The organism is Pectobacterium peruviense (assembly GCF_003312355.2).
GTDB classification, from domain to species: domain Bacteria; phylum Pseudomonadota; class Gammaproteobacteria; order Enterobacterales; family Enterobacteriaceae; genus Pectobacterium; species Pectobacterium peruviense.
Genome location: NZ_CP161826.1, coordinates 4,551,119 through 4,575,645, shown reverse-complemented (window position 1 = coordinate 4,575,645; position 24,527 = coordinate 4,551,119). Strand labels below are relative to the sequence as shown.

Here is a 24,527-nt window from a genome sequence, read left to right as displayed (position 1 = left end):
AATCGGTTAGTGTGTGCTTACGTTAGCGCCAATCCGATTAAATGTTAGATTTTATGTCCTGTGTTAGCGCAATTCTGTCGGGTGGACAGTGGTAAGATGCCTTGCCGCCTGAGGAGAAGGCATTCTGTGCCTTCTCCCTGACGCCGACGTGCGCAACTCAGACTTATTTTTCACCGAAGCAGAGCCTTTTCGTGCCTTGTCGCTGCTTCGTGTGGTTGGTAAAGTAGGCGGATTTATTTTTCGCCCCCAGCTTGCAGGATTATCCTTTAGTTATGTTTAAGAAATTTCGTGGCATGTTTTCCAACGACTTGTCCATCGACCTGGGTACCGCCAATACCCTGATTTATGTTAAAGGGCAGGGCATCATACTGAATGAACCCTCTGTGGTTGCGATCCGTCAGGATCGTGCCGGTTCCCAAAAAAGCGTTGCTGCGGTCGGTCATGACGCTAAGCAAATGCTGGGCAGAACGCCTGGGAATATCGTGGCGATTCGCCCGATGAAAGATGGTGTGATTGCAGATTTCCAAGTGACGGAAAAGATGTTGCAGCACTTCATCAAACAAGTGCATAGCGACAGTTTTATGCGTCCAAGCCCGCGCGTACTGGTGTGTGTTCCCGTTGGAGCAACACAGGTTGAGCGTCGTGCCATCCGTGAATCTGCGCTAGGTGCCGGTGCGCGTGAAGTGTTCCTGATCGAAGAGCCGATGGCGGCAGCGATCGGTGCTGGCATGCCAGTATCCGAAGCGACCGGTTCCATGGTTGTGGATATCGGTGGTGGTACCACTGAAGTTGCGGTGATCTCGCTGAACGGCGTGGTGTACTCCTCTTCTGTACGTATTGGCGGTGACCGCTTCGACGAAGCGATCATCAACTACGTTCGTCGTAACTATGGTTCACTGATCGGTGAAGCGACGGCAGAACGTATCAAGCATGAAATCGGTTCTGCTTATCCGGGTGACGAAGTGCTTGAGATTGAAGTTCGCGGTCGTAACCTTGCTGAAGGTGTACCGCGTGGATTTACGCTGAACTCCAACGAAATTCTGGAAGCGCTGCAAGAGCCGTTGACGGGTATCGTCAGCGCGGTGATGGCAGCATTGGAACAGTGCCCACCGGAACTGGCCTCCGATATTTCCGAGCGCGGTATGGTGTTAACCGGCGGCGGTGCGCTGCTGCGTAATCTGGATCGTTTGCTGATGGAAGAAACCGGTATTCCGGTTGTGGTAGCTGAAGATCCGCTGACCTGTGTTGCCCGTGGTGGTGGCAAGGCGCTGGAAATGATCGACATGCACGGTGGCGATTTGTTCAGCGAGGAGTAATCCTGTCTGGAAAAGGGGGGACCGGATGGATGAACGCCTGCGTTTTTCATCTCTCGTGGTTACCCCTTTTTTATTTGCCTGATCAATGAAACTCGCCCTACGGGGTGCTGCTTTGTGACGTTAAAAATCGCCAAAGGCGATTTGAGGTTGCTGTCGAGGAATACGCAAATTCTATGAAGCCGCTTTTTAGCAGGGGGCCTTCCCTGCAATTACGACTTTTTCTTGCTGTCGTTACCGCGATTGTCGTGATCGTTGCGGACAGTCGGCTCGGTTCGTTCGTCAAAATTAGAACGTACATGGACACCACTGTCAGCCCATTCTATTTTCTGGCGAATGGGCCCCGTCAGGTTCTGGACAATATGTCTGCATCACTGGCAACCCGTGAGCAATTAGGCCTTGAAAACACCGCACTGCGTCAGGAACTGTTGATGAAAAACAGTGACCTTTTGCTGTTGGGCCAGCTTAAACAGGAAAATGCGCGGTTACGTGAACTGCTGGGCTCGCCGCTGCGTCAGGATGAGCAGAAGATGGTGACGCAGGTGATGTCCGCCGGAACCGACCCTTACAGCGATCAGGTCGTGATTGATAAAGGTCAGGCGAACGGCGTGTATGAAGGGCAGCCGGTCATCAGCGATAAAGGCGTGGTGGGTCAGGTTGTGGCGGTTGGTCAGTTTACCAGCCGAGTTTTGTTGATTTGTGATGTTTCCCACGCGTTGCCGATTCAGGTGCTACGCAATGATATCCGCGTGATTGCCGCCGGTAATGGCTGCACCGACGATCTGCAACTCGAGCACCTTCCTAATAATACCGACATCCGAGTGGGTGACGTGCTGGTCACATCGGGGCTGGGTGGACGTTTCCCCGAAGGGTATCCGGTCGCAGTCGTATCATCGGTTAAAGAGGATACGCAGCGGGCCTATACGATTATTCAAGCGCGTCCGACGGCGGGGCTACAACGCTTACGCTACCTGTTATTACTGTGGGGCGTGGAAAACAACTCCACTACGTCGCTGCCGCCAGCGGAAGTGCACCGGGTTGCTAATGAGCGTCTGATGCAGATGATGCCGCAGGTTTTACCATCGCCTGACGAAATGGGGCCGCCGCTTCCACCTGATGCCGCCGCGCCCGTCGCTGAGCCGCAGAGAGGCCGCCAATGAACCGTTATCGCAGGCATGGCAACTGGATTATCTGGCTTTCTTTTCTGATCGCGATGGTCTTGCAGATTATGCCGTGGCCGGATGAAATCTACATGTTTCGCCCCTCCTGGCTGACACTGTTTCTGATTTACTGGGTGATGGCTTTGCCACATCGCGTGAATGTCGGCACCGGATTTGTGTTAGGCCTGATTATGGACCTGATTCTTGGGTCTACACTGGGAGTACGGGCGCTGGCACTTAGCATTGTTGCTTATCTGGTCGCCTTTAAATTCCAGCTGTTCCGAAATATGGCGCTATGGCAGCAGGCATTAATCGTCATGCTCTTGTCGCTGCTGATGGATCTCACGGTGTTCTGGGCAGAATTTTTAGTTATTAATGTCTCTTTCCGGCCGGAAACATTCTGGAATAGTGTTGTTGATGGCGTACTCTGGCCGTGGCTGTTCCTGCTGATGCGTAAAATTCGTCGTCAGTTTACTGTGCAATAAGGTGATTCATGACCCAGCTTTATCTGGCCTCCGCTTCTCCCCGTCGTCGCGAGTTGCTCACGCAGCTCGACATTCCTTTTTCTGTGCTGAATGTCGCGGTGGAAGAACAACGTTTACCAGAGGAAGCTGCGGAGATTTACGTTCGGCGTCTGGCGCATGAAAAAGCGAGCGCGGGTGTCGCGGCTGCACCATCCGATTTACCGGTTCTGGGTGCGGATACCATCGTGGTGCTGAACGGTCAGGTATTGGAAAAACCGCAGGACGAAACTCATGCGGCAGAGATGCTGAGTCAGCTGTCAGGAAAACAACATCAGGTGATGACCGCCGTCGCGCTGGCAGATAAAGACGATATCTTGAGCTGTCTGGTGATAACCGATGTCGTCTTTCGTCCGCTCTCGCAGCAGGACATCGAACGGTATATCGCTAGCGGTGAGCCGATGGATAAAGCCGGGGCTTATGGTATTCAGGGCAAAGGTGGATGCTTTGTCCGGTCGCTTAACGGGAGCTATTACGCAGTCGTTGGGCTGCCGCTGGTAGAAACCCATGAGCTATTCAGTAATTTTGCTGCATTGCGGAGCGCAAGAGGAAAACATGACTGCTGAGTTACTGGTAAACGTTACACCGTCAGAAACGCGCGTTGCCTATATCGACGGCGGCATTCTGCAAGAAATTCACATTGAGCGTGATGCGAAACGCGGTATTGTCGGCAACATTTATAAAGGCCGCGTGAGCCGCGTCCTGCCGGGCATGCAGGCAGCGTTTGTGGATATCGGCTTAGATAAAGCCGCGTTCCTGCACGCGTCCGATATTATGCCGCATACCGAATGCGTTGCCGGTGACGAACAAAAGAATTTTCACGTCCGTGATATCGCCGAGCTGGTGCGTCAGGGACAGGACCTTATGGTTCAGGTGGTCAAAGATCCGCTGGGAACCAAAGGTGCGCGTCTGACTACCGACATCACGCTACCGTCGCGCTATCTGGTGTTCATGCCCGGTGCATCGCACGTTGGTGTATCACAGCGCATTGAGAGTGAAGCGGAACGCGATCGCTTAAAGAAAACGGTCGCCGACTATTGCGATGATGACGGTGGTTTCATTATTCGTACCGCAGCGGAAGGGATCGGTGAAGAAGAACTCTCGCAGGATGCGGCGTTCCTGAAGCGCCTGTGGGGTAAGGTGATGGAGCGCAAAAAGCGTAACCAGAGCAAATGTAAGCTCTACGGTGAAGTGGCGCTCGCACAGCGAATTTTGCGTGATTTTGCAGGCGCTGCGCTGGACCGTATTCGGATTGACTCCCGGCTGACGTACGAAGCGCTGCTGGAGTTTACCTCCGAATATATCCCGGAGATGACGCGTAAACTCGAGCACTATGCGGGTAAACAGCCGATTTTTGACCTGTTTGATGTGGAAAATGAGATCCAGCGTTCACTGGACAGAAAGGTTGAGTTGAAGTCCGGTGGCTATTTGATCATCGATCAGACTGAAGCCATGACGACTGTCGATATCAATACGGGGGCGTTCGTCGGTCACCGCAATCTGGATGAAACCATTTTCAATACCAATACCGAAGCGACGCAGGCTATTGCGCGACAGCTGCGCCTGCGTAACCTCGGCGGCATCATCATTATCGATTTCATCGATATGAATAACGAAGATCACCGTCGGCGGGTGCTGCATTCACTGGAGCAGGCGCTGAGTAAAGATCGGGTCAAAACCAGTATTAACGGCTTCTCTCAACTAGGATTAGTAGAGATGACGCGCAAACGCACGCGTGAGAGTATTGAACACGTGTTGTGTCATGAATGCCCGACGTGTCATGGTCGTGGCACCGTGAAGACGGTAGAAAGCGTCTGTTATGAAATCATGCGTGAAATTGTGCGCGTCCACCACGCTTATGACACCGACCGTTTCCTTGTTTATGCCTCACCAGCTGTCGGGGAAGCCCTGAGAAGTGAAGAATCGCACGCGTTAGCTGAGGTTGAAATTTTCGTCGGCAAGCAGGTCAAAGTACAAATCGAACCCCTGTATAGCCAGGAGCAGTTTGACGTCGTAATGATGTAAATTCGTGCGCTCGTCGTCGGCGACGAAAGAAGGAGAAATTAGTGAGGCGACTGCCCGGAATATTAGTCATCACGGGTGCCACTCTTGTCGTGATGGTTGCGCTGTTGGTCAGCGGCTTAAGACTGGTGCTGCCACAGCTCGATCATTTCCGGCCACAGCTGGTGGCCTGGGCGCAGTCTGCTGCTGGCGTTCCGTTAGAAATCGGCTCAATGACGGGGCGATGGGAGTCCTTTGGCCCCACGCTGGAAATTGAAAAATTTCGCACATCGCTGCCGGAATCGGACTGGCAGGTTGATCGCATTACGCTGGCGCTGGATGTGTGGCAGTCGCTGTTGCATGGGCGCTGGCAGTTCCGCGATCTCACGTTTCATCAGTTAAAGCTCGATCTTAATAGCCAACTTAATGGGCAGCAGCAGGATAACAAACTGATGGAGTCAGGAAAGGTCAGCGATCTTTTCCTGCGCCAGTTTGACCATTTTGACCTGCGTGATAGCCAGATTACCTTTCTTACCCCTTCCGGTTCCCGAGCGGAGCTGAGTATTCCTCAACTGACCTGGTTGAACTCCGACAAACGTCACCGCGCAGAAGGTTTGATCAGCCTGTCGAGTTTTAACGGCCAGCACGGTGTGGTGCAGATGCGCATGGATTTGCGCGATGAGCAGGGGCTACTGGGCAACGGTACGTTCTACCTGCAAGCTGACAATATCGATATGAAGCCGTGGCTCAGCCGCTGGATGAAAAACAACACGGGGCTAGAAAGCGCCGATTTTAGTCTGGCAGCATGGCTCAACGTCCGTGATGGTGGCATCCACAGTGGTGATGTACGCCTTAATCAGGGGACGGCAAACTGGGGTGAGGGAAGTGACGCGCATCGTCTGAATGTGGATGACATGACGCTACATGTCAGCCGTCAGGAAAATGGCTGGCAGGTGGATGTTCCCACGTTGAATCTGGCAACGGATGGTATCGCTTGGCCGAAAGGCAGGCTCTCTGCCCTGTGGTTGCCAAAAAATGAACACATGCTGGGGCCCGATCGGCAGGAAGAGCTACGTATTCGAGCCAGTAATTTGGCGCTGGAGCGTGTAAACACGCTGCTTCCACTGCTGTCCGGCACGACGCCAGCCTTGAAAGCGCGCTGGGATGAGCTGCAACCGACGGGCACATTGAATTCCGTTGCCGTCGATATCCCTCTGCAACAGCCAGAAAGAAGCCGCTTTCACGCCAACTGGCAGGATGTGAGCTGGAAGCAGTGGAAATTGCTGCCTGGCGTCGATCACTTCTCCGGTTCTGCCCGCGGCAGCGTTGAGCGTGGTCAGGTCAGCGTAGCGTTAAAGCAGAGTACGTTACCCTATGTGGATATGTTCCGCGCGCCGCTGGAAATCAAGCAGGCCAACGGCACGATAGACTGGCGTAATGATGCGCAAGGTCTGTCACTCTGGAGCCATGGGCTAGACGTACAGGCGAAATCGCTGTGGGCTAACGGTGATTTCCGTTACGAACAGCCCGCGAGGCAGGAACCGAAGCTGGATATTCTGGCGGGAATCCGGCTGACCGATGCGGCAGATGCCTGGCGCTATTATCCCGAACTGTTTATGGGCACTGAGCTGGTGGATTACCTGAGCGGTGCGCTGAAAGGCGGCCGCGTCGATAATGCGACGCTGATCTTTGCCGGTAATCCGCAGCATTTCCCGTTTACGCATAACGAAGGTCAGTTTGAAGTCTGGGTGCCGGTTAAAGATGCCACCTTTGAGTTCCAGCCGGGCTGGCCTGCGCTAACGCCGCTGGATATCAATCTGGATTTCGCTAATAACGGTCTGTGGATGTTTGCGCCGCAAATCTGGCTGGGTAAGGTGGAAGGCAAAAATATTAGCGCGGTCATTCCTGATTATGAAAAAGAGATGCTGCTTATTGATGGCGAACTGGATGGTTCTGGGCCTGAAGTGGGCAACTATTTTCATCAGACGCCGCTGAAATCCTCGCTGGGTACCGCGCTGGATGAGCTGAAAATTGGTGGGCCGGTGAAAGGCACGCTACATTTGGATATTCCGCTTGTCGGTGATGATGTCCGCGCCAGTGGCGATATTGCGCTGAATAATAACAGTTTGTATATAAAGCCGCTGGATACCACGATTAAGAATCTCACGGGTAAGTTCCGTTATGAAAACGGCAATTTACGTAGTGAAACGCTACAGGCGAATTGGCTGAATCAGCCGATGGCGGTCAATTTCACGACAGAAGAGCAGGCTAAAGCGTTTTTGGTGAATGTGGGCTTGCAGGGCGACTGGCAGCCAGCGCTATTGCCAGGTTTACCGGCATCGGCAAGCAAAGCGCTGTCCGGCGCGGCGAACTGGAAAAGTACGGTTGCTGTCAACCTGCCACACTCGGGTAAAACAACCTACGATGTTGATGTACTGGCTGATTTAAATAAAGTAAGTAGTCACTTACCTAACCCGCTGAATAAGCCTGCTGGCGAGAACTTGCCGCTAGAAGTCAAAGCCAGCGGTGACCTGAATGGTTTTACTATGCAGGGGCGAGTGGGCAAAGATAACCGTTTCAATAGCCAATGGCTGCTGAAAGGCGACACCGTGACGCTGGCGCGGGCAAGCTGGCAGAATGCGGCAACAACGGCACCGGCATTACCAGAAGACTCCGCTTTGGTGCTCGATCTCCCACCGCTGGATGCAGAAAGCTGGCTGGGGCTTCTGCCATCGCTGCGTACCTCTACTATGGCGGAAGGGAATGCGTCGGCAGGAGGGAAAAAAGTGCGTAGCTCTCTGCGTTTCCCTGAGGCGGTGACGCTGCGAACGCCTGAGCTGCAATTGTTAGGGCAACAGTGGCACGATCTGGAAATTACGCGAAAAAATACGCTTGGCGGCAGTGAAGTGCAGGCGAAAGGACGTGAAATTGACGGAAAGGTTGAGATACCCAATCGCGGCATGTGGCGCAGCGACATCAATTATCTCTACTACAATCCTCAGTGGAAAGGTAACGAAGCGACCAACCCGGTGGCGCTGGCGGAGAAAAAATCGCCTCTGAACGACCCGAGTATCAGCTTTGAGGACTGGCCGTCGCTGGCAGTTAACTGCCGTCAGTGCTGGATTGTCGGGCAGAATATGGGACGTATTCAGGGAACGATACTGCCAGAAAAGGAAAAATTAACGCTGACGGACGGTATCATTGATACAGGTAAGGCTCGCCTGACGGTAAACGGGTCCTGGCAGGAAAACGCAGAAGGCGTGCGGACTGCGCTAAAGGGCCGTCTGACGGGGGACAGTCTGGAGCAGAACGCTAACTGGTTTGGCGTCGATTCACCGCTGAAGGCTGGTTCTTTCGATGTAGATTACGATCTGTATTGGCGCGGGACGCCTTGGGCGCCGGATATTGCCAGCCTGAGCGGGATATTGCACACGCGCATTGGTAAAGGTGAAATTGCTGAAGTCGGTGCTGGTCAAGCCGGGCAACTGCTACGTTTATTGAGCTTCGATGCATTGATGCGTAAGCTGCGGTTCGATTTTAGTGATACGTTTGGCCGTGGGTTCTACTTCGACTCGATTAGCAGCACCGCATGGATTAAAGATGGCGTGCTGCATACTGATGATATGCTGATCGACGGGTTGGAGGCAGACATCGCGATGAAAGGCGATCTCGACCTCGCTAAGCGACAGGTCAATATGGAAGCGGTTATCGCCCCGGAAATTTCTGCGACGGTGGGCGTGGCGACTGCATTTGCCGTCAATCCGGTTGTGGGGGCCGCAGTGTTTGCTGCCAGTAAAGTACTGGCACCGCTATGGAACAAGATTTCGCTGATTCGCTACCAGATTTCCGGTAGCCTCGATCAGCCAAAGATTCAGGAAGTGCTGCGTGAGCCGAACAAGAAGAAAGGCGAATAATGCCGTTAGGGCAGCGCAGCGTACTCAGCCGATTATCTGATAAAGAGTGAAAAACTATGAGCCTTTCGTTTGTCAGTGAGCAGTTACTCACCGCTAACAAATTGAATCTTGACGATCTCGCCGCTGTGCTGGGGTCACTTAATGAACGTCGACTGGATTATGCCGACCTGTATTTCCAATCCAGCTACCATGAGTCCTGGGTGCTGGAAGATCGCATCATCAAAGACGGTTCCTATAACATCGATCAGGGCGTGGGTATCCGTGCGATTGACGGTGAAAAAACCGGGTTTGCGTATGCCGATCAGATCACGCTGAATGCATTGCATCAGAGCGCGCAGGCAGCACGCAGTATTGTGCGGGAACAAGGCACTGGTACGGCGCGCACGCTGGGTGCAGTGTCGCATCGTGCGCTCTATCCAACGTTGAATCCGCTGGATAGCCTGACGCGTGAAGATAAGATTGCGCTGTTGCAACGTGCGGATACGGTCGCTCGTGCTGCGGATACGCGGGTGCAGGAAGTCTCCGCCAGCCTGACCGGCGTGTATGAGTTGGTGTTGGTGGCTGCGACGGACGGCACACTGGCGGCGGATGTGCGTCCGTTGGTTCGTCTGTCGGTCAGCGTGCTGGTCGAAGCGGAAGGTAAACGTGAGCGCGGTAGCAGTGGCGGCGGCACGCGTGGCGGCTATGCGTATTTCTGGGAAGTGACGGACGGCGAACCTCGCGTTGACGCCTGGGCGAAAGAAGCGGTGCGTATGGCGCTGGTTAACCTGTCTGCTGTGGCGGCACCCGCTGGGCCGATGCCCGTGGTGTTGGGTGCAGGCTGGCCGGGCGTGCTGCTGCATGAAGCGGTCGGTCATGGTCTGGAAGGTGATTTTAACCGTCGCGGTACGTCAGTATTCAGCGGACAGATGGGTAAACTCGTTGCGTCAGAGCTGTGTACGGTGGTGGACGATGGCACGTTGAGTGGACGTCGTGGCTCTATCTCGATGGACGATGAGGGCGTTCCGGGGCAATACAATGTCCTGATCGAAAACGGTATTCTGAAAGGCTACATGCAGGACAAGCTGAATGCTCGTCTGATGGGCGTTGCGCCAACGGGCAATGGTCGTCGCGAATCTTATGCGCATCTGCCGATGCCGCGTATGACGAACACCTATATGCTGGCTGGAAAATCCACGCCGGAAGAGATTATCTCCAGCGTTGAATACGGCCTGTATGCGCCAAACTTTGGTGGCGGTCAGGTTGATATCACCTCTGGCAAATTCGTCTTCTCGACATCCGAAGCATATCTGATCGAAAAAGGGCGTATCACCACGCCAGTCAAGGGCGCGACGCTGATTGGCTCCGGCATTGAAGCGATGCAGCAGATCTCTATGGTCGGCAACGATCTGGCGCTGGATAAAGGCGTTGGCGTGTGCGGCAAAGAAGGGCAAAGCCTGCCCGTCGGCGTTGGTCAACCTACGCTGAAGCTGGAAAGTCTGACCGTCGGCGGCACCGCGTAATTCGTTATGATGCTCTGAATCCCCTTTGAAACCGCGCTTTTATAAGCGCGGTTTTTTTCCAGAGGGCGTTATGCAACGGAGCACAAAATCAGGACACGGCAGCAATAATCGATTTGAGCTGCGTGATGTGTATTTCATCCCGCTGTACCAAAACATCTTCCTTAATTTTGAGAACAATACCTTTTAATAGGTCTGTTGTACTGGAGATGTTTGTCGTGGTTTTTAGTACGTCAATGTCTGTTGCAACATGTCTGCCTTTAAGAGAAAGGCGCTTCTCGGATTTTCCTTTTGCCAACTCACTTTGTAGAAAACGCGGGATATCTTTTGCCGCTGTGTGGTCAGCCGCCAGAGTGTGAAGATAGTATTTCATCAGAGTGGGAATAAAATCGGGTTCCCCACCTAATTCGCAGCTTGCCAGATTTAGGATGTCTATCATGTGCGCGGGGACTCTACTTTCCAGCGCTTTACGCTGCACATCTAGTGCTTTCTTAATCATGGGGGTGGACTGATGGGGGATGATGGCAACATTCCCGCAGCGATCGCAAACGCCAACCAGAACCTGTCTCACCACGCCACGGTTATCACTGAATGGGACGTCTTTAAGTTGAAACGTCGCTGTTTCATATGACTGGCAGGTATTACAGAGCGCTCCCTGTGTATCGCCGACTTTGAAAATTTTCATGTCATCGCCTCAATGGTGGACGCTAATAAAGACACAATCCGGCTCGGTAAAGTACCACTTGATATACCACGGTACTCCCCGATAGCGGCAACGGATGATATGAACATCAACATGTGCTGCAAAATGATGGGGTGAAGAAGAGTAGGATGTCCCTGGTGATTTATAAATAACATCAATGAGTTCTGTTATTGATATTTGTCCGATTGCCAGAAAATTCTTTGTGCTGATATTCCCTCTGGCTTCATGCAGCACATTACCTGACTGCAGACAGACGATAAGCTGCTTTTTTGCATTCTTGAACCCCATCCTCTCACCCGTATTGTACGAATTTATTCGTACGTTATCCATGTGATTTTACTTTCCTGAACGAAGAAAGAGGTATAACGCACGGATGCCGGGATGGGGATGCGTTTTATATGAAAGAGGAAAACGCTTCGCATTTTCTCTTTGCAAAACCTACTTTTTTTCCTCGCCATGATCCTGCCGATAGCCTTGATATGTCAGGGCGACGTCTTTGAAGTATTCCGTCAGATAATTAATGCAGACTTGGACTTTCAGCGGCAGGTTGTCTTTGCGGGTGTAGAGCGCGTAGACCGGGCGCGGATCGGAGTGATAGCGATTGAACAGAATCTCGATTTCGCCGCGATTGATTTCCTCCACGATCCACATAAGCGGAACGTACGCGATACCTGCTCCGGCCTTGAGCCAGCGAACCAGCGTTTGTGGGTCGTTAGTGACAAAGCGCCCTTGTGGTGTGACGCGGGTCGAGATGCCTTCCGGTGCGATCAGCTCAAATTCGCTGTCGGGACGCACGCTGTATTCCAGCCAGGAAAAGTTCACCATATCTGCTGGCTTATCCGGCGTGCCGTGCTGCGCCAGATAGCTTTTTGCGGCACAGATCACCATCGGCATTGAGCCTAAGCGTTTCGAGAACAGGCTGGAATCCTGTAGTGCGCCGACGCGGATAACGATATCCAGCCCGTCGGCGATCAGGTCGGGAGCCGGAATTCCGGTAACCAGATTGACGGACAAACCGGGATATTCCTTCAGCATCGCAGCTGTCATGGTGGACAATACATTCTGCGCCATGGTGGACGAGCTACCAATGCGTAGCGTGCCGATCGGTGTGTTGTTGAAGGCATAAAGCTGTTCGTGTACCTCATGCGCTTCATGCAGCATCCGGCGACAGCCGTGATAGTAAATTTTCCCTGCTTCCGTCAGACCAATGCTGCGCGTACTGCGGTTCAGCAGCTTAATCTGTAGCTCATCTTCAAGCTTGCTGACGGTCTGGCTGACGGCGGATACGCTCATCTGCAACTGGCGTGCGGCGGCGGTAAAAGAACCAAATTCCACCACGCGGGCAAACACCGACATACTCTTTAGTCTTTCCATTATTCACTCTGGCTTAAAAGTGATTTAGATCACACTATGTAGATAAGGTGATAATAAGCATCCATAATATAGCCTATCCGGTGATGCCGAGTGGAACATTGTCCGCTCAAGGCTCCCCAATAATTATTTATCCAATATATAGCCTAAATAATTCAAGTTGCAGGACAAAAACGGCAAGGTGTTTTTGAACAGCGCTTGCGCTGACCCCGAAGGGGTGAGGCCATCAGGCCGAATAACGTGGCAAGCGAGGGACAAATTCGTCTGGAACGAATTTGACCAGCCAACGGCTGGCCTTCGGTGAGGGACAGGATGTCTCTCATTTCATCCCGATGAGCTTACACAGGTAAGTGATTCGGGTGAGTGAACGCAGCTAACGCACATGCAGCTTGAAGTATGACGGGTATAGAGTAATACGCTGATTTCCCATCGTTAGTCAGTCCCTACTGACATCGCTACTCATCAGTTTACCGCTATCCCATCCGTTGGCCGCCAGCCTGCGGGATGAAGCGCTTTTGTCGCTGTTGAACGTCAGCACTAGGCTGCGCTATCGCACGACATAATTTACCATCCGGTAGCACACCTGCTCGCTGCCGCTACCTAATAGAAAAAGGAAAAGAGGATGAGTTCACTCCCGGTTATGGTGCTGTTCGGGCTGTCATTTCCCCCCGTATTTTTCGTCTTACTGGTGTCGCTGACCCTGTTTTTTGTCGTGAACCGCCTGCTGCAACCGACGGGTATCTATGACTTTGTCTGGCATCCGGCGCTGTTTAACAGCGCGCTGTTTTGCTGCTTGTTCTATTTATTATTCCGTTACGGTCTGTGAGGCGTCTGTGAAAAGTTTCTTTTTAACCTTGTTTAGGCAGCAGGCCGCGCTGATCAAAAAACTGAGCCGTGTGGTCATTACGCTGGTGATTGTGCTGTGTGCAATTGTGGCCATTTTTCGTGTTTGGGCGTTTTACACCGAATCGCCCTGGACGCGTGATGCCAAATTCACGGCGGATGTGGTGGCGATAGCACCGGACGTCAGCGGGTTGCTGACTGACGTTCGCGTCACGGACAATCAACTGGTGAACAAAGGTGATGTGTTATTTGTCATCGACCAACCTCGTTACCATCAAGCTGTGGCGCAGGCGGAAGCCGATGTTGCTTACTATCAGGCGCTGGTGACGGAAAAACGCCGGGAATCAGGGCGTCGTGCGCGGCTCGGCGTCAGTGCGATGTCACAGGAAAATATCGATCAGTCTAGCAATGCGTTAGAAACCGCAACGCACCAGCTTGCTAAAGCGCAGGCGGTATTGTCACTGGCGAAATTGGAGCTGGATCGCACCGTGGTACGCGCGCCTGCCGACGGCTGGGTCACCAACCTGCATGTGCAAAGCGGCGAGTTCATTGAACGCGGTAATACAGCGGTAGCGCTGGTGAAGAAGGATTCGTTTTACCTGCTGGCGTACATGGAAGAGACCAAGCTTGAAGGCGTTCGCCGTGGCTATCGTGCGGAAATCACCCCGCTGGGTAGCGAAAAGATATTTTATGGCACCGTTGATAGCGTGGCGGCTGGGATAAATAACAGCAGCAACAGTGCGAACACTAAGGGCCTGGCTAACGTAGATTCCAATTTGGAGTGGGTGCGTTTAGCGCAGCGTGTGCCGGTAAAAATCCGCCTCGATCGGCAAATGGGTGATCTCTACCCTGCTGGCACGACGGCGACGGTGGTGGTTACTGGCGAGCAGGTCAACAATGATAAAAAGCCGTCGCCGCTTATCCGTCTGCTTTATCGCCTGCGTGAGTTTGGCTAAGTGAGGCGATGATGAAAACCTCGTCGTTGACAGGTTCTGTGTTCTTTACGACACCAAAATTTGCGCGCCTTCGCTTCGCTTTTAAACTGAGCTTTGCGATTGTGCTGTCCCTGTTTCTGGGGTTCCACCTACAGTTGGAAACGCCGCGCTGGTCGGTTCTGACGGCGGCGATTGTCGCTGCTGGCCCCGCATTCGCGGCGGGCGGCGAGCCGTTTTCCGGTGCAATTCGCCATCGTGGCATATTACGTATTATCGGGACGTTTATTGGCTGTATTGGTGCGCTTGTTATCATTATCGCTACTGTTCGTGCGCCTGTGGTAATGCTGATGCTGTGCTGTATTTGGGCTGGCTTCTGCACCTGGGTTTCCTCGCTGGTTAAAGTTGAAAACGCCTATATATTTGGGCTGGCGGGCTATACCGCGCTGATTATTATTGTGTCGACGCAGGGAACGCCGCTGCTGACGCCGCAGTTTGCCGTGGAGCGCTGTAGCGAGATTGTGCTGGGCATCGTCTGTGCCATTCTGGCGGATTTGCTGTTCTCACCACGATCAATCAAACAGGATGTTGACCGCAGCATCGGTGAACTGCTGGTGGATCAGTATCGGTTACTGCAACTCAGCATGAGCGGGGCGGAGAAAGAAGCGATAGATGCGGCATGGCATGCACTGGTGCGCAAAACGACTGCACTCAGCGGTATGCGCAGTAGCCTGATGCTGGAGTCCTCGCGCTGGCAAAACAGCAATCGCCGCTTAATGTCATTGCATACGCAATCGCTCATGATGATCACTCAGGCGTGTGAAACTTACCTGATTTTGCAGGATGCACCGACCCCTATAAAAAGCAGTCTGAAGCTGGTGTTGGATCAGCCTGTTGAGTCGTTCCGTGATGTGCATTGTCGTGTGAAAGCATTGCGCCACCTGATTGCGGCTGACAGCCGTACCGTACCGCCTACGCTGATCGACTGGGTTGGGGCGGCGACGCGTTATCTGCTGATGGCGAAGGGCGTGCAGACCAACGGACGCATCAACACGATAGAAGCTGATGTGTTGAACAGTGATGTAGAAATTAAAGTGCCTTCGGCGGAAACCCATCATGCCATGATCAACGGCTTACGCACCGGTGTGGCGACGGCGCTGGGCTGCCTGTTCTGGCTTAGCACTGGCTGGACGTCCGGTAGCGTGTGTATGGTGATGATTGCGGTGGTGACATCGCTTGCCATGCGTTTGCCGAACCCACAAATGATGGCGAAGGATTTTCTTTTCGGGACGATCTATGCGCTGCCACTGGGGGCGCTGATGTTCATGTTTATCATGCCGTCGACGCAGCAAAGTATGTTGCTGCTGTGTCTGAGCCTGGGGGTGATGGCTTTCTTTCTCGGGCTTGAAGTACAAAAACGTCGGCTGGGTTCGCTGGGCGCATTGGCCAGTACGATCAATATTCTGGTACTGGACAACCCGATGACGTTCAACGTTAGTCAGTTTCTGGACAGCGCGATCGGCCAGATCATCGGCTGCTTTCTGGCGCTGATGGTGATCCTGCTGATCCGGGATAACACCAAGGCGCACACGGGGAGAACGTTATTGAACCGCTTTGTGTATGGTGCGGTTTCGGCATTGACCACCAACAGGGCGCGACGAAAAGAGAATCACCTGCCAGCGCTTTACCAACAGCTTTTCCTGCTGCTGAGCCGCTTCCCTGACGATATTGCCAAATATCGCCTCGCACTGTGGCTGATCATCATGCACCAACGTCTGAGAACGCTGGATATTCCGCAAAATGCGACGCTGTCTGCCTTTCATCGCCAGATTCGTGCGACGGCAGAGCAGGTGATTTCAGCCCGACGCGATGCTACGCGCAGCCGCTATTTTGCGCAGCTGTTGGATGAACTTGAGCGTTATCAGCAGATGCTGACAGAACAGCAACTTCCCCCGAGCGTGACTGCGCCCGTGGGCCGATTGACTGGGATCCTACGTGATTATCAGCATGCGCTGAGCAACTAATCATCTGTGGATGAGACGGCGCAGCCAACCTAACGATTAATCCGATAGTGGCGCAGGCCGTGTTCATCACTTCTATACTAAATTATCTATAGCTTCCCTCAGAACATAAGGGAATATGACCATTTTCAGGAGGTAAGACGATGTCAGGAAACCATTTACAGGATCATGAACTGTTTAAAACGGGCTACTTCGTTGCAGGGAAGTGGCAGCAAGGCGGAGCCACTTTCGAGGTGGTGAATCCGGCGACGGGTGAGTCTATTGCCAGTGTAGCGAAAGCGGGAAAGAAAGAGACGCAAGCGGCGATTGGCGCTGCCCATGCCGCATTCCCTGCCTGGAAGCGTAAAACCGCGAAGGAACGTTCTGAAATTCTGTATCGCTGGTACGAGCTGATTCTGGAGAATAAACGCTATCTAGCGGAGTTGATGACCGCCGAGCAGGGCAAACCGGTGCAGGAAGCCGAAGGCGAAGTCGTTTATGCGGCGAATTTCATTCAGTGGTTTGCCGAGCAGGGAAAACGCGTCAACGGCGAAATTATTCCCCCCGCCAAGCCCGGCTCGAAGATTTATGCCACGCGTGAACCCGTTGGTGTCGTTGTGGCGATTACGCCGTGGAATTTCCCGCTGGCGATGTTGACGCGTAAGTTAGGGCCCGCGCTGGCGGCGGGGTGTACCGGTGTCATCAAACCCGCGAACAACACGCCGCTGTCTGCGTTTGCGCTGTTGGCGCTGGCACAGCAGGCGGGTGTGCCGGATGGCGTACTCAACGGCGTTGCGGGCGATACGCAGGCGATTAGCGATACCGTCATGGCGAGCGATAAAGTGCGCAAAATTTCCTTTACCGGCTCAACAGAGGTAGGGAAAACGCTGGTGCGCAACGCGGCCGACACCATGAAGAAAGTGTCGATGGAACTGGGCGGCAACGCGCCTTATATCGTGTTTGATGATGCGGATATTCAGGCCGCGGTGAAAGGCGCGATGGCTAACCGCTTCCGTAATGCGGGTCAGGTTTGCGTCAGTGCCAACCGATTTTATATTCAGGACGGCGTCTACGAGGTGTTTGTTTCCCAGCTTGCAGAAGAAGTGAAAAAGCTGAAGGTCGGAAACGGTATGGATGACGGTGTAGAGCTTGGCCCACTGATTGATGATGCCGCCGTCGAGAAGGTGGAAAAACACGTCAATGACGCGGTGGAAAAAGGCGGCAAGGTGCTTGTTGGCGGTAAACGACACAAGCTGGGCCACAGTTTTTTTGAACCGACAGTGATTGTTGATGCCAACGAAGCGATGCTGCTTGCGCAGGAAGAAACCTTCGGCCCAGTCGCCCCATGTTTTCGTTTCAAAACGGAAGAAGAGGTCATTGAACGCGCCAACAATACGCCATTTGGCCTGGCGGCTTACTTCTACAGCCAGAATTTGCAGCGTGTGTTCCGTGTGGCAGAAGCGCTGGAGAGCGGCATGATTGGCATTAACGAATGTGCCGTTTCGACCGAGCTGGCACCCTTTGGCGGCGTGAAAGAATCGGGGTTAGGTCGTGAAGGCTCTGTGCTGGGGCTGGACGAATTTCTGGAAGTGAAAACCTGGCATCTAGGCGGGCTGTGATCTGAATGAATGTCGCGATCTGAATTGATCGTGAACGCAATGAGATACGGGTAAAGCACGGGATGAGTGATTACTCCTCATCCCGTTATCGCTGTTAATCTGTGGTTTCAGCTAGCTCACGCAGATACTGGAAGATCTGGCGGGTGGCTTTCGGCGGTTTGTTCGCGGCTTTCTCTTTCTGTGCATTACGCACCAGAGAACGCAGCTGCTGACGGTCGGCATGTGGATACAGCGCCAGAATCTCTGGAACCACATCGTCTCCCTCAGTAATCAGGCGGTCGCGCAGTTGTTCCAGTTTGTGGAATAACGCCACCTGCTGGTTATGACGGTTGTTCAGCTTATCCAGCGCGGTTTGGATCGGTTCTGGATCGCGGGCGCGCAACATTTTACCAATCAGCTGTAGCTGACGGCGGCGGCCTTCTTTCTTGATCCGCTGCGCCAGTTCCACTGCCGCACGCAGATCGTCATCCAACGGGATCTTCTCCAGGGCATTTTTACCCAGATCAACCAGTTCCGCACCGAGATCTTTCAGCGCTTCGGCATCACGCTTTATTTCGCTTTTACTGACCCAGATAATTTCATCATCTTCGTCGTCTTCTTGATTATCCGGGACGTCATTCAGCCAGTCTTCGGGTTTTTGTTTCATGGTTGGCTCCTAAAAAGTGTCCAGGAGCAATGCTTAACGCGACGCGTAGCGGCTCCGGGATGGTGAACAGCGCGCCCACCAGAAAAAAGAGGCTGATACTAACAGGTTTGGGCTTTGTGCGAAATTGTCCGTAGATCCTGTTAGACTAGAAAGCATTATGCTACACCTTTTTATGCTCGTCATACTTCAAGTTGCATGTGCGTTGGCTGCGTTCAGTCACCCGAATCACTTACTTGAGTAAGCTCATCGGGATTCCTTCGCTTGCCGCCTTTCTGAAACTTGAATTATTTAGAGCATATTTCTCTCTACTCATATTTTTCGAGTGGAGATGATGGTGAGCTTTCTTCCACTCATTATGGCAGAACAATGACGATAACTACTCAGGTTGCAGAGCAGCGTAAAGCGCTGGAACTCGCGGTTGCTCAGGCGTTGGAACTGGCGCGTGCCGGCTCTGATGCGGCAGAAGTCGCGGTGTCAAAAACGACGGGCATTAGCGTCAGTACCCGTTATGGTGACGTTGAAAATGTTGAATTCAACAGTGATGGTGCTTTGGGCATCACGGTTTATCATCAACAGCGTAAAGGCAGCGCATCGTCTACCGATCTCAGTCCAGATGCGATAGCACGTACCGTACAGGCCGCGCTGGATATTGCCCGTTATACCTCTGTCGATCCTTTTGCGGGCCCAGCGGATCGCGATCTTCTGGCGTTTGACGCGCCGGATCTGGATCTGTTCCATCCGACTGAGCTTGATGCGGATCGTGGCATTGAGTTAGCCGCTCGCGCAGAGCAGGCTGCATTACAAGCTGACAAGCGTATCACCAACACCGAAGGCGGCAGCTTTAACAGCCACTATGGCGTTAAGGTGTTCGGCAATAGCCACGGCTTGCTGAAAAGCTACTGCTCTAGCCGTCATTCCATGTCCAGCTGCGTGATTGCCGAAGTGAATGGCGATATGGAACGGGATTATGCTTACACCGTCGGTCGTGCGCTGGAAGATTTACTTAGCCCAGAATGGGTGGGTGAAGAGTGCGCGCGTCGGACGTTATCCCGCCTGTCACCGCGTAAACTGCCAACCATGCAGGCACCGGTGATGTTTGCTGCGGAAGTGGCGACGGGTCTGTTTGGTCATTTGGTTGGTGCCATCAGCGGCGGCAGCGTTTATCGTAAATCCACTTTCCTGCTGGATAAGCTCGGTCAACAGATTCTGCCAGAGTGGCTGACGATTGAGGAACATCCGCATCTGCTGAAAGGGCTGGCCTCTACGCCGTTCGATAGTGAAGGTGTGCGGACGCAGGCGCGTGACATTGTGAAAGCAGGCGTGTTGCAGACCTGGCTCATGACAAGCTACTCCGCACGTAAGTTGGGGATGCAGAGCACCGGCCATGCGGGTGGTATCCACAACTGGCGGATTGCCGGACAAGGTTTGGATTTCAACGGCATGTTGAAACAGATGGGCAAAGGCCTGTTGGTGACCGAACTGATGGGACAAGGCGTGAGCGGTGTCACGGGGGATTATTCCCGCGGGGCATCCGGTTTCTGGGTCGAAAACGGCGAAATTCAGTATCCGGTCAGCGAGATTACGATCGCGGGTAACCTGAAAGACATGCTGCGTAATATTGTGACGCTAGGGAACGATATCGAAACCCGAAGCAATATCCAGTGTGGTTCCGTGTTGCTACCAGAGATGAAGATCGCAGGGGAATAAACCTGGCTTGCATGAGTAACCGTCGCCGTCGGCAGTGTCCGACGGCTGTTACTCTATCGCATTTCTCTGGCTTAGCGGTGGTACTCGCCTGCGGCTTCTGGCTGATAGAGTAGTTCTAATACTTCAATTCGCGTTTCTTCACCGTTTGGCAGTTGCCAGGTGATAGCGTTTCCCACATGCATTCCCAATAGTGCTGCGCCCAGCGGAGCCATCACCGACAGCGGTTCTTTACTGTCCTTCACTGCAGCTGGATAAACCAGCGTGCGGATATGCTCTTCGTTGGTATTCAGATCGCGGAAACGCACCCGACTATTCATGGTGACGACATGTGAGGGAATCGATGCTGAAGGCAGAATTTCTGCGCGATCCAGTTCTTCATTCAACGCCTGTGCGATATCGCTGTCCGCAAATGCGGGCTGCTCCAATAACTTATCCAGACGTTCTGCATCCAATTCACTGATTGTCAGGTTAGGTTTCGTCATACTCCTCTCCAGTTGATGTTTTCAGATGATATAAAAATAACCCCCCGCGCCCAGAGGAGCAGGGGGTATAAGAAAATATGATATTAGGGATAGTAGGAGGTTCGGAAGGGAAAGTGAAGCACTAAGGTCTACAGATAGCCTGCTAAGGAAATAGCTAGTCTTCGTCGAACCCCGCTTCGAATAGCCCGATGACGGCAGCAAGCGCCTGTTCTTCGTCTTGGCCAGTGGCTTCTACTTCGATGAGGCGACCTTTGGCCGAGTCCAGCATCAACATGGCAATGACGCTGCTGGCCTCCGCTTCGGTGCCGCTGTCATTACGCAGTATCACTTCCGCATCAAAGCTTTGCACCAGCTCGAACAACTTCATCGCTGGGCGAGCATGCATACCCAGCTTGTTTTTAATTTCAACCGTTTGCCGAACTGTCATGGGTTACCTGGCTGTGCTGGTTTGCCGACTATCACGAGGGTTTTCGCTTTTCCAGCGTACGGTGGCGTGACTGCACGTTTTTACCGCGTGAGCGGAAGTAGTCAGCCAACTGCTCAGCGACATACACCGAACGGTGTTTACCGCCAGTACAGCCAATAGCGACAGTCAGATAGCTACGGTTATTGGTTTCCAGCATCGGCAGCCACAGTTCGAGATAGCTGCGAGTCTGGTAGATGAAATTGTGAACTTCGGTATGTCGGTCGAGGAAGGACGCAACGGGCTTATCCAGACCGGTCATCGGGCGCAGTTTCGGATCCCAGTGCGGGTTTGGCAGGAAGCGCACGTCAAAAACGTAATCGGCATCGATAGGAATGCCATGCTTGAAGCCGAACGATTCGAACACCATGGTGAGTTCGCGCTCTCGCTTGCCGAGCAGTCGCGTACGCAGCATTTCGGCCAGTTCGTGTACCGACATCTCTGAGGTATCGATAATCAGATCGGCGCGTGAACGCAGCGGTTCCAACAGATCGCTTTCTTCATCAATCGCGCTTTCCAGCGACAGATTCTTGCTGGATAGCGGGTGCAGACGACGGGTGTCACTGTAACGACGGATCAACGTATTGCGATCGGCATCCAGAAACAGTAGTTGAGGTGAGAAACTTGGTGGCAGTTGCTCCATGGCGTGCTCAAAGATTTCCGGCGATTCCGGCATATTGCGCACGTCAATGCTGACCGCTGCGGAAATGTTACGTGCCGCAAGCGTATTAGCCAGTTCTGGCAGTAGCACCACGGGTAGATTATCTACGCAGTAGAACCCCATATCTTCCAATGCGCGCAGGGCGACAGATTTCCCTGAACCTGAGCGACCACTGACAATCATCAGCACCATCTGACGACTCCCCTCTGGCAATGTGATGGCGAATTTTCATTGCCGCTGTTTTTATAAAGTGATGTATAGCTAAAAAAATGACGGCTTAGCGCACGGATTGCAAGCATTCTCTGACTCTACAGCGAATTGCCCGTCATCGTGAATATGACGATTATCCGGTTCAACCGGCTTCCGTCATAATCTGGTACAGCTCTTCATCGCTTTGCGCCGCACGCAGGCGTCGGCAAACCGTTTTATCCGCCAGCCGCTTGGCAACAAGCGACAGGGTATGTAAATGGGTTTTACATTGTTCCGCGGGAACCAGCAAGGCAAAAAGCAGATCAACGGCCTGATTATCAATGGCATCGAAAGCGATCGGTTGCTCTAACTGAATGAAAACACCGATGGCGCCCAGCGCATTATCGTCTTCCAGCTTACCGTGAGGAATGGCAATGCCGCCGCCGATTCCCGTACTGCCCATACGTTCCCGGGTGAGAATGGCATCGAAGATAATCTGCGAAGGAATATTGAGCTGCTTAGCGGCCAGCTCACTGATAATTTCCAATGCCCGTTTCTTACTCTGGCAGTGGACGGTGCTTCGGGTGCACTCAGGACGTAATACGGTGCTGAGTTGCAATACGGGATCGTGGCTCATTTTATTTTCACTTAACGACGCTTTCACTTCTGGTGATCCCGACCCACCATGTTAGATGGGCCGAGTTTGTTCCTTTACCAAACGGCAAAGGAGAAAATTAGTGCTGCTTAAGTTTATCTTTATGCTTATTAAGCTGTCTCGCCAGCTTATCAATCAATAAATCTATCGCGGCGTACATATCTTCCGCTTCAGAGGTTGCATGCAGCTCCCCACCATTAACGTGGAGCGTGGCCTCGGCAATTTGCTGAACTTTTTCCACTCTCAATACCACATTGACCTGATTAATCCGGTCAAAATACTGCTCTAATTTGGCAAATTTTCCATTCACAAAATCACGCAGCGGTTCAGTGATCTCGATGTGGTGTCCGGTAATGTTGAGCTGCATAGTGTCTTCCTTCTCTGTTGAGATCAAATCAGTTGTTTACGCTGATTTGATGGTGGGATAGATAAAGACTCTCGGTATTTTGCAACGGTACGGCGCGCCACGATGATGCCCTGATCGGAGAGCAAGGCAGTAAGCTTGCTATCGCTGAGTGGCTTCACGGGGTTTTCCGCTGCAATAAGCTTCTTCACCAGCGCGCGAATTGCCGTTGATGAGGCTTCTCCGCCGCTATCGGTATTTACGTGGCTGGAGAAGAAATATTTTAGCTCAAAAATGCCGCGTGGACTGTGCAGGAACTTCTGTGTCGTCACGCGTGAGATAGTGGATTCATGCATATCCACCGCCTGCGCGATGTCTGCCAGTACCATGGGCTTCATGAATTCTTCACCCTGCTCAAAGAAATCCTGCTGTTGCTCGACGATACAGCGGGTTACTTTCAGCAGCGTGTCATTGCGACTTTCCAGGCTTTTGATGAGCCAACGCGCTTCTTGCAGGTTGCTACGGATAAATTGGCCGTCGCTGTCGTTGCGCGAGCTGTTACCCAACGCCGCGTATTGCTGGTTAATCTGTAGGCGGGGAACGCTATCAGTATTCAGTTCAACGGCCCAGACGCCCTGAACTTTGCGCACCAGCACGTCAGGGATCACGTATTCGGATTCACCCGTGTTGATCGACTGCCCAGGACGTGGATCGAGCGATTGGATCAGCGCCAGCGCTTCTTTCAGCACTTCTTCTTTCAGACGAGTAACGCGGATCAGGCTACGGAAATCATGGTTGGCTAATAGATCGAGATGATCGCTGACGATCAGGCGCGCTTCGGCCAGTCGTGGCGTGCTGTCATCAAATTGAGAAAGCTGTACCAGCAGACAATCACGCAGATCGCGGGCGGCAACGCCAACGGGATCGAAGCGTTGAACGCGCTTAAGTACAGCTTCGACTTCTTCCAGCGTCACGTCGTCGTCACCGATGCTGTCGAGGATGTCCCCCAGCGGCACGGTCAGGTAACCAGTGTTGTCTACCGCATCGACGATAGAAGTCGCAATGGCCGCGTCGGTGTCTGAAAATGGCGTCAGCTCAACCTGCCACATCAGGTAATCCTGAAGCGTTTGCGTGGTTTCGCCTTGATAAATAGGGAGTTCTTCATCGCGATAGTCAGAGCCAGTGCCCGACGGCGTGCCTGCGGAGTAGATCTCATCCCAGGTGGCATCGAGCGGCAATTCTTCCGGCATGTCCCTTTGCTCAAGGGCTTCACCGGTATCCAGTGAATCGCTATCTGCCTTTTCAAATGACTCGATTTCGTCGTGCTGATCCGTTTGTTCGAGCAACGGATTGCTTTCCAGCGCCAGTTGAATCTCCTGTTGCAATTCAAGCGTGGACAGTTGCAACAGGCGGATCGCCTGTTGGAGCTGTGGAGTCATGGCCAGTTGCTGGCTAAGCCTGAGTTGCAAACCTTGCTTCATAAATCGCGCTAACGTCCCATAAGT

General features: G+C 52.9%; 22 protein-coding genes. 12 read left to right on the top strand and 10 right to left on the bottom strand.

Annotated elements, in window-relative coordinates; genetic code table 11:
* The first annotated feature begins 272 nt into the window (after nucleotides 1–272).
* From mreB to tldD, 7 genes are all read left to right on the top strand, one after another.
* Nucleotides 273–1,316 (top strand): rod shape-determining protein MreB, encoded by a 1,044-nt coding sequence (gene mreB / locus DUT67_RS20600; protein ID WP_010300322.1) that lies wholly within the window; start codon nucleotides 273–275, stop codon nucleotides 1,314–1,316.
* A gap of 173 nt (nucleotides 1,317–1,489) precedes the next feature.
* Complete coding sequence (gene mreC / locus DUT67_RS20595; RefSeq protein WP_113626506.1) at nucleotides 1,490–2,473, top strand: rod shape-determining protein MreC; 984 nt, start codon at nucleotides 1,490–1,492, stop codon at nucleotides 2,471–2,473.
* On the top strand, nucleotides 2,470–2,958 hold the full coding sequence (gene mreD / locus DUT67_RS20590; protein WP_011091903.1) for a rod shape-determining protein MreD: 489 nt from the start codon (nucleotides 2,470–2,472) through the stop codon (nucleotides 2,956–2,958). Before mreC ends, mreD begins: the two co-directional genes overlap by 4 nt.
* Nucleotides 2,959–2,966: 8 nt before the next feature.
* Nucleotides 2,967–3,560, top strand: coding sequence for a nucleoside triphosphate pyrophosphatase (locus tag DUT67_RS20585; protein ID WP_113632229.1), 594 nt, complete (start codon nucleotides 2,967–2,969; stop codon nucleotides 3,558–3,560).
* Nucleotides 3,550–5,019, top strand: coding sequence for a ribonuclease G (gene rng / locus DUT67_RS20580; protein ID WP_048258346.1), 1,470 nt, complete (start codon nucleotides 3,550–3,552; stop codon nucleotides 5,017–5,019). Before DUT67_RS20585 ends, rng begins: the two co-directional genes overlap by 11 nt.
* Nucleotides 5,020–5,060: 41 nt before the next feature.
* The gene (gene yhdP / locus DUT67_RS20575; RefSeq protein ID WP_113632228.1) at nucleotides 5,061–8,909 is read left to right on the top strand and encodes an AsmA2 domain-containing protein YhdP; all 3,849 of its coding nucleotides are present in this window, start codon (nucleotides 5,061–5,063) and stop codon (nucleotides 8,907–8,909) included.
* A 56-nt stretch (nucleotides 8,910–8,965) separates the two neighbouring features.
* Nucleotides 8,966–10,411 (top strand): metalloprotease TldD, encoded by a 1,446-nt coding sequence (gene tldD / locus DUT67_RS20570; RefSeq protein WP_113632227.1) that lies wholly within the window; start codon nucleotides 8,966–8,968, stop codon nucleotides 10,409–10,411.
* Nucleotides 10,412–10,499: 88 nt separating this feature from the next.
* On the opposite strand, the gene DUT67_RS20565 is transcribed toward tldD, so the two are convergent.
* The 3 genes from DUT67_RS20565 to aaeR all read right to left on the bottom strand — a co-directional run bounded on the left by DUT67_RS20565 (nucleotide 10,500) and on the right by aaeR (nucleotide 12,485).
* On the bottom strand, nucleotides 10,500–11,093 hold the full coding sequence (locus tag DUT67_RS20565; RefSeq protein WP_113632226.1) for a hypothetical protein: 594 nt from the start codon (nucleotides 11,091–11,093) through the stop codon (nucleotides 10,500–10,502).
* A gap of 9 nt (nucleotides 11,094–11,102) precedes the next feature.
* Entirely contained in the window at nucleotides 11,103–11,441 is a 339-nt protein-coding gene (locus DUT67_RS20560) for a hypothetical protein (protein WP_113632225.1), read from the bottom strand.
* 108 nt (nucleotides 11,442–11,549) lie between these two features.
* Nucleotides 11,550–12,485 carry an HTH-type transcriptional activator AaeR gene (aaeR, locus tag DUT67_RS20555; protein ID WP_113626500.1) on the bottom strand — a complete coding sequence of 312 codons (936 nt, stop codon included), beginning with the start codon at nucleotides 12,483–12,485 and terminating at the stop codon, nucleotides 11,550–11,552.
* A 619-nt stretch (nucleotides 12,486–13,104) separates the two neighbouring features.
* Between aaeR and aaeX the strand changes: the two genes are divergently transcribed.
* The 4 genes from aaeX (at nucleotide 13,105) to DUT67_RS20535 (ending at nucleotide 17,876) form a co-directional block, all read left to right on the top strand.
* Nucleotides 13,105–13,308 carry a p-hydroxybenzoic acid efflux pump operon protein AaeX gene (aaeX, locus tag DUT67_RS20550; protein ID WP_005975424.1) on the top strand — a complete coding sequence of 68 codons (204 nt, stop codon included), beginning with the start codon at nucleotides 13,105–13,107 and terminating at the stop codon, nucleotides 13,306–13,308.
* A 7-nt stretch (nucleotides 13,309–13,315) separates the two neighbouring features.
* The gene (gene aaeA, locus DUT67_RS20545) at nucleotides 13,316–14,281 is read left to right on the top strand and encodes a p-hydroxybenzoic acid efflux pump subunit AaeA (protein ID WP_113626499.1); all 966 of its coding nucleotides are present in this window, start codon (nucleotides 13,316–13,318) and stop codon (nucleotides 14,279–14,281) included.
* A gap of 11 nt (nucleotides 14,282–14,292) precedes the next feature.
* Nucleotides 14,293–16,281 (top strand): p-hydroxybenzoic acid efflux pump subunit AaeB, encoded by a 1,989-nt coding sequence (aaeB, locus tag DUT67_RS20540; protein WP_113632224.1) that lies wholly within the window; start codon nucleotides 14,293–14,295, stop codon nucleotides 16,279–16,281.
* A 140-nt stretch (nucleotides 16,282–16,421) separates the two neighbouring features.
* On the top strand, nucleotides 16,422–17,876 hold the full coding sequence (locus DUT67_RS20535) for an NAD-dependent succinate-semialdehyde dehydrogenase (protein WP_113632223.1): 1,455 nt from the start codon (nucleotides 16,422–16,424) through the stop codon (nucleotides 17,874–17,876).
* Nucleotides 17,877–17,970: 94 nt separating this feature from the next.
* On the opposite strand, the gene yjgA is transcribed toward DUT67_RS20535, so the two are convergent.
* The gene (yjgA, locus tag DUT67_RS20530) at nucleotides 17,971–18,522 is read right to left on the bottom strand and encodes a ribosome biogenesis factor YjgA (protein ID WP_113626497.1); all 552 of its coding nucleotides are present in this window, start codon (nucleotides 18,520–18,522) and stop codon (nucleotides 17,971–17,973) included.
* A 366-nt stretch (nucleotides 18,523–18,888) separates the two neighbouring features.
* On the opposite strand from yjgA, the gene pmbA reads away from it, so the two are divergent.
* Entirely contained in the window at nucleotides 18,889–20,229 is a 1,341-nt protein-coding gene (pmbA, locus tag DUT67_RS20525) for a metalloprotease PmbA (RefSeq protein ID WP_113626496.1), read from the top strand.
* Between the two features lie 71 nt (nucleotides 20,230–20,300).
* Here pmbA and rnk read toward each other — a convergent pair whose 3' ends face one another.
* From rnk to rpoN, 6 genes are all read right to left on the bottom strand, one after another.
* Nucleotides 20,301–20,711: a nucleoside diphosphate kinase regulator gene (gene rnk, locus DUT67_RS20520; RefSeq protein ID WP_113626495.1), complete on the bottom strand. Its 411-nt coding sequence runs from the start codon at nucleotides 20,709–20,711 to the stop codon at nucleotides 20,301–20,303.
* 154 nt (nucleotides 20,712–20,865) lie between these two features.
* Nucleotides 20,866–21,138, bottom strand: coding sequence for a PTS phosphocarrier protein NPr (npr, locus tag DUT67_RS20515; RefSeq protein ID WP_011091918.1), 273 nt, complete (start codon nucleotides 21,136–21,138; stop codon nucleotides 20,866–20,868).
* A 31-nt stretch (nucleotides 21,139–21,169) separates the two neighbouring features.
* Complete coding sequence (rapZ, locus tag DUT67_RS20510; RefSeq protein WP_010296630.1) at nucleotides 21,170–22,027, bottom strand: RNase adapter RapZ; 858 nt, start codon at nucleotides 22,025–22,027, stop codon at nucleotides 21,170–21,172.
* 160 nt (nucleotides 22,028–22,187) lie between these two features.
* Nucleotides 22,188–22,661 (bottom strand): PTS IIA-like nitrogen regulatory protein PtsN, encoded by a 474-nt coding sequence (gene ptsN / locus DUT67_RS20505; RefSeq protein ID WP_048258356.1) that lies wholly within the window; start codon nucleotides 22,659–22,661, stop codon nucleotides 22,188–22,190.
* A 97-nt stretch (nucleotides 22,662–22,758) separates the two neighbouring features.
* Nucleotides 22,759–23,046 (bottom strand): ribosome hibernation promoting factor, encoded by a 288-nt coding sequence (gene hpf, locus DUT67_RS20500; protein WP_011091920.1) that lies wholly within the window; start codon nucleotides 23,044–23,046, stop codon nucleotides 22,759–22,761.
* A gap of 23 nt (nucleotides 23,047–23,069) precedes the next feature.
* The gene (gene rpoN / locus DUT67_RS20495; protein WP_113626493.1) at nucleotides 23,070–24,503 is read right to left on the bottom strand and encodes an RNA polymerase factor sigma-54; all 1,434 of its coding nucleotides are present in this window, start codon (nucleotides 24,501–24,503) and stop codon (nucleotides 23,070–23,072) included.
* Nucleotides 24,504–24,527 lie beyond the last annotated feature (24 nt).

Excerpts from the sequence above, each read along its gene's own strand:
- mreC (WP_113626506.1), top strand. The coding sequence starts at position 1,490 with ATGAAGCCGCTTTTTAGCAGGGGGCCTTCCCTGCAATTACGACTTTTT.
- rpoN (WP_113626493.1), bottom strand. The coding sequence starts at position 24,503 with ATGAAGCAAGGTTTGCAACTCAGGCTTAGCCAGCAACTGGCCATGACT.
- DUT67_RS20585 (WP_113632229.1), top strand. The coding sequence starts at position 2,967 with ATGACCCAGCTTTATCTGGCCTCCGCTTCTCCCCGTCGTCGCGAGTTG.
- DUT67_RS20535 (WP_113632223.1), top strand. The coding sequence starts at position 16,422 with ATGTCAGGAAACCATTTACAGGATCATGAACTGTTTAAAACGGGCTAC.
- aaeB (WP_113632224.1), top strand. The coding sequence starts at position 14,293 with ATGAAAACCTCGTCGTTGACAGGTTCTGTGTTCTTTACGACACCAAAA.
- ptsN (WP_048258356.1), bottom strand. The coding sequence starts at position 22,661 with ATGAGCCACGATCCCGTATTGCAACTCAGCACCGTATTACGTCCTGAG.
- rng (WP_048258346.1), top strand. The coding sequence starts at position 3,550 with ATGACTGCTGAGTTACTGGTAAACGTTACACCGTCAGAAACGCGCGTT.
- aaeX (WP_005975424.1), top strand. The coding sequence starts at position 13,105 with ATGAGTTCACTCCCGGTTATGGTGCTGTTCGGGCTGTCATTTCCCCCC.
- rnk (WP_113626495.1), bottom strand. The coding sequence starts at position 20,711 with ATGACGAAACCTAACCTGACAATCAGTGAATTGGATGCAGAACGTCTG.
- tldD (WP_113632227.1), top strand. The coding sequence starts at position 8,966 with ATGAGCCTTTCGTTTGTCAGTGAGCAGTTACTCACCGCTAACAAATTG.
- hpf (WP_011091920.1), bottom strand. The coding sequence starts at position 23,046 with ATGCAGCTCAACATTACCGGACACCACATCGAGATCACTGAACCGCTG.
- mreB (WP_010300322.1), top strand. The coding sequence starts at position 273 with ATGTTTAAGAAATTTCGTGGCATGTTTTCCAACGACTTGTCCATCGAC.
- npr (WP_011091918.1), bottom strand. The coding sequence starts at position 21,138 with ATGACAGTTCGGCAAACGGTTGAAATTAAAAACAAGCTGGGTATGCAT.
- DUT67_RS20565 (WP_113632226.1), bottom strand. The coding sequence starts at position 11,093 with ATGAAAATTTTCAAAGTCGGCGATACACAGGGAGCGCTCTGTAATACC.
- pmbA (WP_113626496.1), top strand. The coding sequence starts at position 18,889 with ATGACGATAACTACTCAGGTTGCAGAGCAGCGTAAAGCGCTGGAACTC.
- mreD (WP_011091903.1), top strand. The coding sequence starts at position 2,470 with ATGAACCGTTATCGCAGGCATGGCAACTGGATTATCTGGCTTTCTTTT.
- yjgA (WP_113626497.1), bottom strand. The coding sequence starts at position 18,522 with ATGAAACAAAAACCCGAAGACTGGCTGAATGACGTCCCGGATAATCAA.
- rapZ (WP_010296630.1), bottom strand. The coding sequence starts at position 22,027 with ATGGTGCTGATGATTGTCAGTGGTCGCTCAGGTTCAGGGAAATCTGTC.
- aaeR (WP_113626500.1), bottom strand. The coding sequence starts at position 12,485 with ATGGAAAGACTAAAGAGTATGTCGGTGTTTGCCCGCGTGGTGGAATTT.
- DUT67_RS20560 (WP_113632225.1), bottom strand. The coding sequence starts at position 11,441 with ATGGATAACGTACGAATAAATTCGTACAATACGGGTGAGAGGATGGGG.